A 14534-nucleotide genomic window follows, 5' to 3' on the forward strand; every position below is an offset into this window, starting at 1 on the left:
TGCTACTATCCTTCACGCGGCATTACCGAAACACTAGATGTTTAGTTATTCTAACCCGTTTTCTTTAACCTGTTAGGTATGATTTGCCAATTATTAAGAAAGGTTTTAATGCCAAACAGAAAAGACGCGAACGGAAGTAATAAATTACACCAGAATTGATTTGAAATCCATTCTATTAAAAAAATAAACGGTATGTTTGTCAGACAAAGCTCCTTAAATTTGAGTAGGTATGTACTATTGTTACTTATATATACTAATTGTGTGTAATTATAAAACCAAAAATATGAATAGAATAAAATTGATGTTAATGATGCTTTTATGCTTGCCAAATTTTATTTTTTGCCAAGATATTATAGATTACTCTAAAGTAAAAACAAATTCTGGGGAAGTAAAAATTCCAGGAAATTGGGAGCAATTAAATAAAGCAGATGACTCTGGTCAAACTTATCTAAAAAACAAAGATGGAGTAATTATAGCAATTGCTCAAAATCCTAAAAAAGCATATCCTTTTTTTAAAAGCAATGAATCAGATTTTGAAAACGTAAAATTGTTTTACACATGGGATTCAGACTATTATAAAGAGAATAAATTCAAAACAGAAAAGATTAAAGAAAATACTGAATTAGAATATATAATTTGGAAATATAATGACAAGAAACTCGATAATGTATTTCTATTCGGTTCGACTAAAAATAATTTTTTAAATCTTCTTGTTTATACTAATAATTGGAGTGAAGTTGAAAAGATAATTTTTTTAGAAAATCTATATAAATTAAATAAATAACTACATACAACATCTATTACAACGGATTTGGGCAATTGGCTTAATGGAAAGTTAGTTTTGTATTTGAACGTTTTGGCAAATCCGAATAATAGGCATAATTTAACACCAAACCCGCTGTAGTAACAAATTGCTATAGGCAATACGAAATGAGAGGAATAACAAATTTTTATTACAGAAACAATTTTCGAATTTAATTATAGATTGTGATGATAGGCACAACAAAAAAACTAAATGGATAAACCCACCTTTTTAAACAATATTAGTACGATTACCATTTTTATAATGCTACTTCTTGCCTTTTTTTTGTTAACCGTAAAAACAAAAAATGAACTTTCAAATAGATTTTTTGCAAGTTTTCTTCTGCTTACAGCATTTGATTTAAGTAGCTTTTTTACCGAAAAATATTTTGAGACCAATTTAAATTTTGAGCTTTTTAGAATGACAACTAGTTTGCTAATTATGCCAATATTCTACTTGTATGTAAAAGCAGTTTGTCATTCAGATTTTCAATTAAAACCAAAACATTTAACGCTATTAATTCCGTTTGTAATTGCAAATTTGATGTTTATTCCAAGGCTTTATTTAGCAACTTCCATCGAAAGCATCTATATTTATGAGCACTTTAAGCAAATGTTAGAAATACGTTTTTTTTATATATTAGGGGAACTACAATATGCTTTTTATATTGTTTTGGTATTTATAATTTTAAAAAAATACAAAGAAATTTACTTAGAGAATTACACCAATACAAATAACTCATCGTACAAATGGTTATTTCAAATGACCGTATTTTTTCTAATTGCCCATTGTATTGTTTTATTCAAATCGGCAATAAGGTATACAGATTACAATGTCTTTCTTAACTCATCAAATGTAATTATTGGAACTATTGCACTACTTATAAGTTGTTGGTTTGTATTAAAGGCCCTGAACAATCCTGATCTTTTTAAAGGTGTTGACTCAAATATGCTATTGGTAAATGAAGTAGTTATTTCAACAGAAAAAGAATTAGTAGAGACTCCAAAATCGGCAGAAATTGCTTCTCAAATCGAACTTGTAAAAAAGTATGTTTTAGAAAACGAACCGTTTCTCGAGCCCTCATTAACGATACAAGAATTAGCTAAACAAGTTAACATTCCTGTTCGTGATTTATCTGTTTTGATTAATCATCATATGAATCAACATTTTTTTGACTTTATAAATGAATATCGAATACAAAAAGCGATGCTAATTTTAAAAGACCCGTCTAAAAATAAGCTTACTATTTTGGAAATTCTTTATGAAGTGGGTTTTAATTCGAAATCGTCTTTTAATACTGCTTTCAAAAAGTACACCAATCAAACACCTACAGAGTTCAGAAACTCCTAATTATAAAGGCTTTGTAAAAAGGCGAACGTTACTAAAATAAAGTCGAACCAATTTAATTACAGCAAATTGGTTCGACTTTATTCATTCGGTCGCCAACGTTAAGCTTATGATGCAATTTTGTTTCAAATTAACACAAACAATTAAAAATTTGAAATCATGAAAATTACATCCTTATTTATTTTATTCCTTGTCCCTTTTTTATCCTTAGCACAATTAAAAGAAAACACAAAAGGCAGTAACACTCGGTTGTCATCTGCAAATCCCCAAACTGAAATTATCTTAAAAGATTCTGACCTAAAAAATCAAATTTCTGAAGAAAAATACGTTTTAATAAATGGAATAGAACAATGGGTTACCATAAAAGGGAACCGTTCAAAACCTATTATTTTGTTTATTCACGGAGGGCCAGGAAGTACAATAAGTCCTTACATTGATGTTTTATATAAAGATTTAGAAAAGGATTTTATCATTGTCCAATGGGATCAACGAGGAGCTGGAAGAACTTATGGCCGCAACACACCTCCTGAGGAATTAACCCCGGAATATTTAAAAGCTAATCCTTTAACGCTTGAACAAATGACTAGCGATGGAGTTGAAGTCTCAAAATATCTTTTGAAACATTTAGGAAAACAAAAAATCATTCTTGCCGGAACATCATGGGGTTCTGCTCTTGGAGTAAAAATAGTTACAAAACAACCAGATCTTTTTTATGCTTATGTTGGACATTCTCAAATTGTCAATCCTAGTATTGATCTAGAATTTTATTCTAAAATTTATAAAATGGCTGAAGACAGAAATGACAAAGAAGCTCTTGACATATTAAATTCTATTGGCAAACCTCCTTATAACAGAGCAAAAAATGTAGGCTTCTTATTTAGAGTTTTAAAGAAATATGAAAAAGCAAATTCAACTCCTGCTCCAGACAATTGGTTTGTGCTTGATCCAGCTTATGACAACAGTATTGACAATAAAAACAGAGAAGATGGAGACGATTATTCGTTTGTAAATTATGTTGGTGATGATAAATTAGGAATTCAACCAATAATCACAACCATTAACTTAATGAGAGATAATTTAGAATTTAAAATTCCGGTATATCTAATACAAGGCAATGAAGATATTATGACGCCAAAAGAAAACTCAAAAAAATATTTTGATAAAATTCAAGCACCTAAAAAAGAATATTATTTGTTACCAAAAGCGGCTCATGGTTTTAATCAATCAGTTGTAGAAACACAATATAAAATATTTAAGAGTATAAAAACTTTGTAAATTAAAAACAAAAATCAAGTACTGGATACAATAGCGGTTTAGGAAGATTTGGCATCAAGGATGATTTGCTTCGCCTGTTCGCTATCGCTAGGGTGGCAAATACACGCTATCAGCGTTGTGTGTCATTGCGAAAAAGCGAAATCTCTCTCCTTAGCCCCGATTGAAGTGGAAATCCTTATGAGCTGGGGTTCGGCTTATAAGATTGTAACGAAAAGCGGGACTAATGCTTCCAAAAAAGCCAAATGTTTCTGCTCCAAATCATAATCAAACTCTGATTTATTCCAATAAAAAAGCCTGTCTTGAATTGATCTTGACAGGTTTTTTTTAATTGTAAGAGACAAAAATTATGCTCCTATTTTCTTAGCAATATCAGATGGAACAGCACCTTTATTAACCATCAATGAAGTCGTTTTGTATTTTACAAAATTCTTAGTTACATACAAATAACCTTTATAGTCATTGGTCGCTCCCCAAGAGTTTTTTACAATATAGTACTCTTTCCCCATTTGATCTTTGGCAATACCTACAATATGCATCGCGTGATCATCTGTAGTTTGATAATTATCGAATGCTTTTTGACGAATTTCTTCAGTGATTTCCAATTCTTGTTTTGGACCGTTGAACATATTTTCTTTTTCTTCAGCAGTCATTTCCTCATACTTTTTGGTTGGAACATAAGCTACCCCATTTTTCCAACTAAAGCTTTTCTCACTCACATCTGAAGCCCAAGCTACTGTATAACCATTTTTCAATGCATTATCAATGATAGTAGTCATATCATTCATCTTAACATTGTAAACCAAATCAAATGACCAGTTGTCAGGAACCATCATCATCGTTTTTGTATACAACGGAACGTTAGCATAAGATGCAAATTCTACATATTCGTCTGGATTGATTCCCACTACTTCCTTAGCAAATGTCTGTGGTGTATAGCTTTTTCCTTTATACGTGAAATTCTCTGGAACTTGTCCCAAATAAGAATCAATTACTGCAGCGTATGCTTTTTCCCAATTAGGAGTTAATTCCCCATTTGGATTTTTTACAACTGCTGCCAACATAGCTTCAGTCAAAGAGGCCATTTCAGCAAACTTATTTTTTGAAGTACCATAGTTCAGACCAGTATAAACTTCTTGAGGTACAGCACCATATTTCTTGTACATATTAGTCACGTCGTGCAATTCTCCGCCATCTCCCAATGTTACGGCTCCGTGCATACGCACATAGTTTTTACCTTTTTCAACATAAGCATTTCGAGCAGAGAAAACTTGTGATAATTCTACGGGCTGTTTTCCCATTCTAATCATTTCTGATTCTAAAAAGGAATTGGTAGAATAACTCCAACAAGTCCCTGAAGACCCTTGATTTTTAATTGAAGTATTAGCCAGATTAATTACATCTGTAAACTTGAAACTTTCAGCGCTTTTTTCGCTAACATTTACTTTCAATGAATTGACTAATCCATCTTGAGCAGTCATCGTATTCATACCAACAACTAAAGTAGTTGCGATAAGAAACGATTTGATTGGTAATTTATACATCTTTAAAATTGGTTAAGGTTTTGTAATATGTAACAAAAAAGCATATTTTGTTACATTTCTGTTACTGAATTATTAATTAATAAGGTTTCTTTAAGCCATTTATAAAACTCTTTTTGCCACACCAGAGCGTTTTGAGGTTTTAGAACCCAGTGGTTTTCTTCTGGAAAATAAAGGAATCTACTTTTTATTCCGCGTATCTGTGCCGCTTGAAAAGCTTCTTGACCTTGTCCAATAGGTACTCTGTAATCAATTCCTCCTTGAATAATCAAGATTGGTGTGTTCCAGTTTTGAACATTATTTATAGGATTGAATTTTGTATACGCTTTTTGTGCAGCCGCATTGTCTTTTTCCCAGTAAGCTCCTCCAAAATCCCAGTTGTTGAAGAAAACTTCTTCGGTGGTTCCAAACATACTTTGCGTATTGAAAACCCCATCATGAGCTATAAATGTTTTGAATCTATTGTTGTGAATTCCTGCCAAATAAAATACAGAATATCCACCATAACTAGCACCAACACAACCTAAACGAGCTTTGTCAACATAGTTTTCTTTGGCAACATCATCAATAGCCGAAAGATAATCGTCCATCACTTGTCCGCCCCAGTCTTTACTGATTTGCTCATTCCATTCTACCCCGTGACCTTGCATTCCGCGTCGGTTTGGCGCTACAACTACATATCCATTTGCAGCCATTAATTGGAAATTCCAACGGAATGAATACGATTGGGTTAAAGGAGATTGTGGTCCACCTTGACAATACAACAGCGTTGGATATTTTTTAGTGGCATCAAAATTTGGAGGCAAAATTACCCAAACCAACATTTTCTTTCCGTCGGTTGTTGTTACGTAACGTCTTTCGGTTTTACTCAATGCCAATGTTGAATAAGTCGCAGTATTTACATTGGTCAATTGTTTCCAAGTGTTTTTCTTCAAATTATATGAGAAAATTTCAGCAGCATGATTCATATCAGTCCTAGTAACGATTATATCCTCTCCTGAAAAACCAACCAAATCGTGCACATCAAAATCACCGTTTGTAACTTGTTTTACATTGATAGCGATTTTTGTCAAACCAGGAAAATTAACTTCAAAAAGCTGTAATGTTCCATCGATTGGGGCAATAAAATATATTTTTTTTTCATCATTACTCCATTTGAAACTACTTACTGTTCCATCCCAATTGGCAGTAAGGTTCATTTTCATTCCTTTGAAACTAACAATTAAATCGTTTTTATCCGCTTCATAACCATCGCGTTTCATTTGCAACCAAGTCAAATCACCAGAAGGAGAAAACTGTGGAGCTGTATCGTATCCTAAGTTCCCTTCAGTTCTATTGATAGTTTTTCCAGTTTCAAGATTGTACTCATATATATTGGTATCTGTAGAAAGTGCATATTGAGTACCCGCTTTTTTCTTGCTCACATACACAATACTTTTTCCGTCTGTAGACCAATTGTAATCTTCATCACCACCGAAAGGTTTTTGTGGACTGTCAAAGTTTTCTCCCTTCAAAATATCAATTCCTTCCGCACCTTCTTTATTTTCTTTGTAAAAAACGTGATTGAATTTACCTTCGTTCCAAGTATCCCAATGGCGATAATCAAGGCCATTATAAATTTGAACGTTGGATTTATCTAAATTAGGGTAATAGTCTTTACCTAAAACATTATCGATTTTTACTTCTTGATTGTAAACTACGTATTTTCCATCAGGAGAAATATTTTTATCACCCAAAACATCTTTTGTATCCTTAATTTCTACAGCTGTTCCACCATTAACCGAAACAGTATAATATTTGGAGCTAGATTTGTTTTCTTCGACTGAAGGTGTCGACACTTTGTAAACAACATTTTTACCGTCTTTTGAAATTCCTAAAGGAGTAATTCGTCCTAATTTCCACAGTAATTCTGGAGTCATTACATTTTGAGCACTTGCAGTTAAACTCATCATAGTTAGCATTAAAAGGATTGTTTTTCTCATAATTATTTAAAATACATATTCAGTTTTCAAATATAACATTATAATCATCAATTAGAATAAATGGCGACACATAAAAAAAACTTAAAAAAATGATTCCTTTTAGTGCCGAAAAAAATTGTAAAAAACTAAGTGGTTTTAAAAATTTCAACCGTTAATAGCGTGATAAAAAAACACAACACTAATACGATGATACTGGCAATCATTATTTTTTTCAGAAATGACTGTTCAATTTTTTTGACTTGTGAATCGATATTAACAATGCTCTTAAATTTTGCAAACGATTCAACAGTTTCCAGATATTTATTCCATCCCCCACTCTCATAAATCTGTTTACCAAAATCAGTCAAATCACAGCGGAATCCTTGATCTTTTTCTAATACGACAAGGCCTTTATGGTCTAAAATTTCTGCAAAGACTTTGGAATTTTTTAAGTTAAAACCGCATTCGTCCTTAAAATTGATTCGCATCATAAATTGAGATTTCGATGTATATAGCAGTTTCAAGTTTACTTCTATAAGTTCATCTATATTTTCAAACATAACCAATTATTTAATTTTATTATTATATTTTGACTTAGCCAATAGTTTATTCTAACAATCTAGAGAATATGCCCCTTTTTAATATCTAATTTTACAACACAATTATGATGCCAAACCCCTATTGTTTGAAATCTTAACACATTGCTAACCTTAAAAATAATATTTCAAAAAAATAATCCATATTGACTAACATATTCAAAAGAGTAGTATTCAAAAACTAGAAAATTTATTTAATTTTATAAAAAAAAGTCAAATGCAACTAAGCTATTGGGAATTAAAAAATTGGTTTACTAATATAGACTTCACTATTGTCGGCAGTGGTATTGTGGGTTTACATGCTGGCTTGCGTTTGCGTGAAAAACACCCTGACAGCAAAATATTGATACTCGAAAAAGGAATGTTACCGCAAGGAGCCAGTACCAAAAATGCTGGATTTGCCTGCTTCGGCAGTATTTCAGAAATCATCGAAGATTTAAAAACACATACCGAGGAAGAAGTTATCCAACTCATCCAAAAAAGATGGAATGGCCTACAATTATTGAGAAAACGTCTTGGCGACAATACAATAGATTTCAAACCTTATGGTGGTTATGAGTTGTTTTTAAAGGATGATGAAAGCAGTTTCAGCGAATGTTCCAATAAGTTGTCGTTTATAAATCAAATCTTAAAACCACTTTTCAAATCCGATGTATTTGCCAAAGAAGTTGATCGTTTCGGTTTCGGAGACATCAACGAATATTTGATTTTCAATCCTTTTGAAGCTCAAATTGACACTGGAAACATGATGCAAGCCTTATTAAAACAAGCCTATGAGAAAGATATTTTAATCCTGAACCAACAAACCGTTACCTCTTTTTTAGATAAAGAAAATGGTGTTGAAGTTGCACTCGACGATTTTAGTTTTACTACCAAAAAATTATTGTTTGCCACCAATGGTTTTGCCAATGAACTAACCAAAGGCGGAGTAAAACCAGCAAGAGCTCAGGTTTTAATCACAGAACCTATTCCGAATTTAGACATAAAAGGAACTTTCCATCTAGATAGAGGTTACTATTATTTTAGAAATATTGGTGATCGTATACTGCTTGGAGGCGGTAGAAATCTGGATTTTGAAACCGAAACCACTACAGAATTTGGACAAACAGAAATTGTACAAAAAAAATTGGAAGACTTATTAAAAAAAGTAATTTTGCCCAATCAAGATGTCCGAATTGAACACCGCTGGAGTGGAATTATGGGCATTGGAAACAGCAAAAACCCTATTGTTTCCCAACTCTCTGAAAACGTGTATTGTGGCGTTAGACTAGGCGGAATGGGAGTGGCAATAGGCAGTTTAATAGGAACCGAACTCGCAGATTTAGTATAAAAAATGGCAACCAAAATAACACCCAAAAAAACAACAAAAAAAACACCTGCCAAAAAACATAACAAAAGTTTTATGACCAAAATAAAATGGTTTCTACTAAAAACTTTGTTGTGGTTTTTTGGGATTTCAATTTCTTTTGTGGTGCTTTTTAAATTTGTACCTGTTCCTTTCACCCCATTAATGGTGATCCGTTATTTTGAAAATAAAGCAGCTGGAAAAGAAATATATTTCAGCCATAATTGGGAACCAATCGAAAAGATTTCCGTGAATTTACAAAAAGCTGTGATTGCCAGTGAAGATGGAACTTTTCTGACTCATAATGGCTTTGATTTTATTGCTATGCAAAAAGCATACAAAAGCAATGAAAGAGGTAGAAAGATAAAAGGCGGAAGCACCATATCACAACAAACAGCCAAAAATGTTTTTCTTTGGCAAGGCCGTAGCTACCTCCGAAAAGGTTTGGAAGCTTATTTCACGGTTTTAATTGAGGCTATTTGGGGCAAAAAACGAATTATGGAAGTTTACCTCAACAGTATCGAAATGGGTGACGGCGTTTATGGAGCTTATGCAGCAACAGAACATTGGTATCGAAAAGATGCTTCAAGCTTAACAATGGTTCAAGCAGCCGGAATTGCTGCAATATTGCCCAATCCGAGAAAATACAAAGCCACAAGTTCCTCCTCATACATCAACAATAGAAAGACAAAAATTGTTCGGATTATGAGGCATATCGGAAAGATTGAGTATTAACCCAAGTTCAATTAAAGAGAGCAGAAACATTTGGCATTTTTGGAAGCATCGTCGCGCTTTCTGTTTCAATCTTATAAGCCGAACCCCGGCTTATAAGGATTTTTACTTCAATCGGGGCTAAAGGGAGATATTTAGCTTTTTTGCCATCATTACCTCAAAAAATAAACCCCAATAACAATTTGTTATTGGGGTTTATTCTTTTGAGAAAATTTAAATCTTAGAATTTAAAGGCAACTCCTAAAACAAAGTTTCTTCCCAGATTGGGTATTCCCGAAGTGGCTAAACGAGATAAATGTGGAATATAAGTTTTATTAAACAAATTGTTTCCATTTAAGTTTAGGTCAAAAGCGGTTTTACCCAACTTTACTTTACCTCCAAAACCCATATTCACCAAGGTATAACCATCTGAGGAAATGTCATAACCACTTACTTTCTCTTGACTGAAAGTGGTCGAAACATTTAAAGTGGCAAAAGCATCTTCAATCCAATTTCCAAGTTTAAAATCGGTTTTTATGGTGTTGTCCCAATTGTTTGCCGGAATTTGAGGTAAGTAACCTCCATCTTGCAGTTTCCCTGTAACGGTTTCAAAACTGGATTCAATATGCAACCAATCCAAAGGGTGCGGATGAATATGCAAAGCGACTTCTCCTCCATATAAATTGGCATTATTTTGGATATAGTTATATACATTGAACCCGTCAATTTCTGCTCCAGACGGTGACGAATAAATGTAATCGTTTATGTGATTGTAAAAACCACTCACACTAAACTCAAAATGGGTGCTTTTATATTCCAAATCCAAATCGGTTTGAAGGTTTTGCTCGGTTTTTAAATCAGGATTCCCTATTTCATAACGAAAAGTTCCTTCGTGAACGCCATTCGAAGACAGCTCAGCCAAATTTGGAGCCCTGAATCCTGTTGCAGCATTCAATCGGAAAGACAAATCCTTGGCAAAATAGGTTTTGTAACCCAATGAAGCGTTGAAGCTATCATAGTTTTTATCGAGTGCCTCAAAATATCCTTCCTCACCAACAATACCGTGTTCTTCGGAAACTAAGTGTCGGTAATCAAAGCGAAGACCTCCCTGCAATGAATTCACACCCCAATTGTAAATCCCGGTTCCAAAAACTCCAAAATCATTTGTTGTTGCATTTGGAATTAAAAATTCATCAGCCAAATTTTTATTTTCCTGAGACATTCCTTGGATACCAAAAATGCTTTCTACTTTTCCAATTTTTGGCAAATAGTATTTGATATTATAATCAAATGTGTTTAAAATCATATGCAAAATCGCAACGTTACTGTCTTCAAATTCGCTTCGGTCATTCTTGATATAACCTAAATTTACATCCAATTTTGAATCGCTAAAAAACAGCGTGTTATTCAAAGAAAGCAAATTATTGAAAACACCTTGTTTTGGAAAGGTAGTTTTCTTGGTTGTGGTTTGCTCAGCAATTCCATCTTCGGGAATTCCAACATCGAGATTATTGTAATTGTATCTGAAAATACTAGAAAACTTAGCATTGCTATACCCTATTCCGGCCTTGAAATCCATTTCCTGAAAACGTGTATTTGTAACACGGTCACCATCTGGAATTTTATAATCGGATTGGGTGTTGTAAGCGCCACGTATTAAATATTTCCAATTATCGGTAGATGTTTTCAAGCCTAAAGTTGTGCTCGCTCCAAGCGTATTTGAAAACAATCGTTGCCCAAAATCCCCTTGAAAAGTATTTGCCAAAGCAAATTTTTCGGGATTAAAAAACAAAACGCCTCCCAATGCATCCGAACCATAAAGCAAAGATGCGGGACCTTTAATGACCTCAACATTATCCACCCCAGAATCGTTCAATCCTAAGCCGTGTTCGTCTCCAAACTGTTGATTTTCTAATCGAACGCCTTGTGTATAGACCAAAACTCGGTTGCCACTCAATCCCCTAATTACCGGTTTCCCGATTGACGTCCCAGTTGAAACTTGTGAAACTCCTGGAATAGTCGCCAAGCCTTCAATCAAAGTAGCACTCCCCTTTTCTTGCATTGATTTGACACTTTCGCGATCAACTTTCATTACATTTTGGGATTGCAATTTGGAAAAAGGAGTTGAAACAATAACCTCATCCATCTGAAAAGCCAATTCGTCCATAACGACATCAAGCGTTGGGGCATTTTGAACTTTTTCAATCTTTTTATCTTGGGTTGAAAATCCTACGTATGAAAACACAAGTGTTAAATCTCCACTTGGGAGTTCGGTTAAAGTGTACTTACCGTTTTGATCAGTTTTGGTTGATTTATGCAATTCGGATGCATCAACGACAACTCCTGCCAAAGGATTATTTTTGGAGTCTGTTACCTTTCCACTTATCGAGTTTTGTGCGTGTAAAAATGTGGTAAGCCCTAGTAATAGAGCCACTATATATCTTTTCATTTGAATGTTTGTATTGTTCCAATCAAAGCCCTTTACAAAAAGGCAACTAATGATTGAAAATGTTTTGTGAATAATAGAACTACTGACAAAATCTCTTTTGAAAGCAAGCTCTAAATATGTTTGATTTAAAAACGAACAACCCGAATAAAACCAGGCTCATATTGAAATTATTTCCAAAAAATGGCCTATGCTGGCTCTTTAGCCCTGATGGAAGCGGCATTCCAGCTCGTTTTTTCTACGAGATGGAATATAGCGGACAGCAGGAACAATGTTTACTGATAAAGCCTATTCTTTCGCTCCTAGATAAATTTATCTGTGGAATGTTGTGAAGTGAGTGATAAACTGGGTCGCTTAGATACAATTTGGGGGGCCACGATGGGAATACAAACTACCCGAAAACGAAAAAACGTTTTGTGCAGTTGCAAAGAAATAAGGTATTTTCCAGTTCCCAGCAAAGAATGCGTAGGAATAATTTATTGGCGTTACAAAACTGCTGAACCCAAATTGACAAACATAACAATGGTCAAAACTGTGGTGCTGGTGGGTAAACTCTGAACTGGAATTATAGGTATGATTACAGGTTTTCTCAGAAAATTTTTCTTTTAAATGGCCGATACTGTCAACCGATTGAAACAGTATTGAGAACAATACCGCAACAACCAAAGAAAAATTTAATATGAGCTGTTTCCTTTTCATCAACGCAAAGGTAAGAAAACAAAAAAACTACAACCGATTAAAGTTGTAGTTTTCTTATGAATTAAATATCTATAAAATGGATTAAACCAATTTTGCAGCAATTAAGTATTCTGCAATTTGAATGGTATTGGTTGCTGCTCCTTTTCTCAAGTTATCGGCAACAATCCACATATTCAACGTGTTTGCTTGGCTTTCGTCACGACGAATACGTCCAACGAATACATCATTTTTACCTTCCGCATATTTTGGCATTGGATAAGTAAAAGTATCCAAGTTGTCTTGAACCGTCACACCATCCGTTTGGCTCAAAATAGTTCTTACTTCGTTTACATCAAAATCATTGCTGAATTCAACATTTACCGCTTCACTATGTCCACCAACAACTGGTACACGAACAGCAGTAGCCGTTACTTTGATTGAATCATCGCTTAAGATTTTTTTGGTTTCTTTAACCAATTTCATCTCTTCTTTAGTGTATCCGTTATCTTCAAAAACGTCACATTGTGGGATACAGTTACGGTTGATTTCGTATTTGTAAACCATATCACCTTTTATTCCCGCCACTTCATTTTCAAATTGTTGAACTGCTTTCACACCTGTTCCTGTAATGGATTGGTAAGTAGAAACAATCACACGTTTTATGTTGTATTTTTTATGCAATGGAGCCAAAGCTAGTACCATTTGAATAGTAGAACAGTTTGGGTTTGCAATGATTTTATCTTCTTTTGTCAATTGATTTGCATTGATTTCCGGTACCACCAATTTTTTGGTTGGATCCATTCTCCAAGCTGATGAATTATCAATAACTGTAGTTCCTGCTTCGGCAAATTTAGGAGCCCATTCTAATGATGTTCCTCCACCAGCAGAAAATAACGCAATATCCGCTTTCATATCAACGGCTGTTTGCATACCAACGACCTTGTATTTTTTTCCTTGAAATTCAATTTCTTTTCCAACTGATTTCTCAGAAGCAACTGGAATTAATTCGGTTACAGGAAAATTTCTTTCTGCCAATACTTTCAACATTATCTCGCCAACCATTCCGGTAGCTCCTACAACTGCTATTCTCATCGTAACTATATTATTATATGTGTATATTTATTTTTGAAGTACAAAAGTATGTAATATTCAAAACATAACAAGCGTCTTCACAAAAATTAACAAATTGTTACAAATTAAACAAAATAGAAAAACCACCCATTTATAGAGTGGTTTAGTTAGAATATATAGTGTAGAGCGGTATTGTTTTTTTATAGTTTCTAAGATTCTGAGACTCTAAGTTGCTAAGATTTTAAATAGCACAATTTTTTATTTAACTTAGAATCTTAGCAACTTAGTCGCTTAGCATCTCAGACTTATTTTTTCAGCAAATCTCTAATTTGGGTAAGCAATTCTTCCTGTGTTGGTCCTGCAGGTGGAGCTTCTACCGGAGCTTCTTGTTTTTTGGTTTTTTCATAAGCTTTCAGCACCATAAAGATACAAAAACCAATGATTACAAAATCAAAAACCGTTTGAATAAAAGCGCCATAATTTATGGCAACTTCAGCAATTGCGGGCACTTTTTCCGTTCCATTTTCCATAACAGCTGGAACACCGTCCTGGAGAACAACTTTCAGGTTTTTAAAATCTACCTTTCCTAATAGTAGTCCAATTGGCGGCATCAAAACGTCATTTGTAAAAGAGGTGACAATTTTTCCAAAAGCCCCACCAACGATTACCGCTGTTGCCAAATTCACTATTTCGCCTTTCATCAAAAAGGCTTTGAAATCACTAATAAATCCCATAATGTATTGATTTTGGTTAGTTTATAATGT

General features: G+C 33.7%; 11 protein-coding genes. 5 read left to right on the forward strand and 6 right to left on the reverse strand.

Annotated features, from left to right (window positions below; translation table 11 throughout):
* Positions 1–283: 283 nt before the first annotated feature.
* The 3 genes from HQN62_RS00990 (at position 284) to HQN62_RS01000 (ending at position 3424) form a co-directional block, all read left to right on the forward strand.
* Positions 284–784 (forward strand): hypothetical protein, encoded by a 501-nt coding sequence (locus HQN62_RS00990; RefSeq protein ID WP_173502976.1) that lies wholly within the window; start codon positions 284–286, stop codon positions 782–784.
* 459 nt (positions 785–1243) lie between these two features.
* Positions 1244–2152 carry a helix-turn-helix domain-containing protein gene (locus tag HQN62_RS00995; RefSeq protein ID WP_254454463.1) on the forward strand — a complete coding sequence of 303 codons (909 nt, stop codon included), beginning with the start codon at positions 1244–1246 and terminating at the stop codon, positions 2150–2152.
* 156 nt (positions 2153–2308) lie between these two features.
* A complete protein-coding gene (locus HQN62_RS01000; protein WP_173502978.1) occupies positions 2309–3424 on the forward strand; it encodes an alpha/beta hydrolase family protein in 1116 nt (371 codons plus the stop codon).
* Positions 3425–3768: 344 nt separating this feature from the next.
* Here HQN62_RS01000 and HQN62_RS01005 read toward each other — a convergent pair whose 3' ends face one another.
* From HQN62_RS01005 to HQN62_RS01015, 3 genes are all read right to left on the reverse strand, one after another.
* Positions 3769–4965 (reverse strand): C1 family peptidase, encoded by a 1197-nt coding sequence (locus HQN62_RS01005; protein ID WP_173502979.1) that lies wholly within the window; start codon positions 4963–4965, stop codon positions 3769–3771.
* A gap of 50 nt (positions 4966–5015) precedes the next feature.
* Positions 5016–6944, reverse strand: coding sequence for a S9 family peptidase (locus HQN62_RS01010; protein ID WP_173502980.1), 1929 nt, complete (start codon positions 6942–6944; stop codon positions 5016–5018).
* A 125-nt stretch (positions 6945–7069) separates the two neighbouring features.
* Entirely contained in the window at positions 7070–7483 is a 414-nt protein-coding gene (locus tag HQN62_RS01015) for a hypothetical protein (protein ID WP_173502981.1), read from the reverse strand.
* A gap of 253 nt (positions 7484–7736) precedes the next feature.
* Here HQN62_RS01015 and HQN62_RS01020 point away from each other — a divergent pair, with 253 nt between their 5' ends.
* Both HQN62_RS01020 and mtgA read left to right on the forward strand, forming a co-directional pair.
* On the forward strand, positions 7737–8849 hold the full coding sequence (locus tag HQN62_RS01020) for an NAD(P)/FAD-dependent oxidoreductase (RefSeq protein ID WP_173502982.1): 1113 nt from the start codon (positions 7737–7739) through the stop codon (positions 8847–8849).
* Between the two features lie 3 nt (positions 8850–8852).
* Positions 8853–9599, forward strand: coding sequence for a monofunctional biosynthetic peptidoglycan transglycosylase (gene mtgA, locus HQN62_RS01025; RefSeq protein ID WP_173502983.1), 747 nt, complete (start codon positions 8853–8855; stop codon positions 9597–9599).
* 217 nt (positions 9600–9816) lie between these two features.
* On the opposite strand, the gene HQN62_RS01030 is transcribed toward mtgA, so the two are convergent.
* The 3 genes from HQN62_RS01030 to mscL form a co-directional block, all read right to left on the reverse strand.
* On the reverse strand, positions 9817–12024 hold the full coding sequence (locus HQN62_RS01030; protein ID WP_173502984.1) for a TonB-dependent receptor: 2208 nt from the start codon (positions 12022–12024) through the stop codon (positions 9817–9819).
* A gap of 777 nt (positions 12025–12801) precedes the next feature.
* Complete coding sequence (locus tag HQN62_RS01035; protein ID WP_116796819.1) at positions 12802–13791, reverse strand: aspartate-semialdehyde dehydrogenase; 990 nt, start codon at positions 13789–13791, stop codon at positions 12802–12804.
* 284 nt (positions 13792–14075) lie between these two features.
* Positions 14076–14504 carry a large-conductance mechanosensitive channel protein MscL gene (gene mscL / locus HQN62_RS01040; protein ID WP_173502985.1) on the reverse strand — a complete coding sequence of 143 codons (429 nt, stop codon included), beginning with the start codon at positions 14502–14504 and terminating at the stop codon, positions 14076–14078.
* Positions 14505–14534: the final 30 nt, after the last annotated feature.

Origin of the sequence: Flavobacterium sp. M31R6, from assembly GCF_013284035.1 — a bacterium.
In the GTDB taxonomy this organism is placed as follows: Bacteria; Bacteroidota; Bacteroidia; order Flavobacteriales; family Flavobacteriaceae; genus Flavobacterium.

Excerpts from the sequence above, each read along its gene's own strand:
- HQN62_RS01015 (WP_173502981.1), bottom strand. The coding sequence starts at position 7,483 with ATGTTTGAAAATATAGATGAACTTATAGAAGTAAACTTGAAACTGCTA.
- mscL (WP_173502985.1), bottom strand. The coding sequence starts at position 14,504 with ATGGGATTTATTAGTGATTTCAAAGCCTTTTTGATGAAAGGCGAAATA.
- mtgA (WP_173502983.1), top strand. The coding sequence starts at position 8,853 with ATGGCAACCAAAATAACACCCAAAAAAACAACAAAAAAAACACCTGCC.
- HQN62_RS01030 (WP_173502984.1), bottom strand. The coding sequence starts at position 12,024 with ATGAAAAGATATATAGTGGCTCTATTACTAGGGCTTACCACATTTTTA.
- HQN62_RS00995 (WP_254454463.1), top strand. The coding sequence starts at position 1,244 with ATGCCAATATTCTACTTGTATGTAAAAGCAGTTTGTCATTCAGATTTT.
- HQN62_RS01000 (WP_173502978.1), top strand. The coding sequence starts at position 2,309 with ATGAAAATTACATCCTTATTTATTTTATTCCTTGTCCCTTTTTTATCC.
- HQN62_RS01035 (WP_116796819.1), bottom strand. The coding sequence starts at position 13,791 with ATGAGAATAGCAGTTGTAGGAGCTACCGGAATGGTTGGCGAGATAATG.
- HQN62_RS00990 (WP_173502976.1), top strand. The coding sequence starts at position 284 with ATGAATAGAATAAAATTGATGTTAATGATGCTTTTATGCTTGCCAAAT.
- HQN62_RS01020 (WP_173502982.1), top strand. The coding sequence starts at position 7,737 with ATGCAACTAAGCTATTGGGAATTAAAAAATTGGTTTACTAATATAGAC.
- HQN62_RS01010 (WP_173502980.1), bottom strand. The coding sequence starts at position 6,944 with ATGAGAAAAACAATCCTTTTAATGCTAACTATGATGAGTTTAACTGCA.
- HQN62_RS01005 (WP_173502979.1), bottom strand. The coding sequence starts at position 4,965 with ATGTATAAATTACCAATCAAATCGTTTCTTATCGCAACTACTTTAGTT.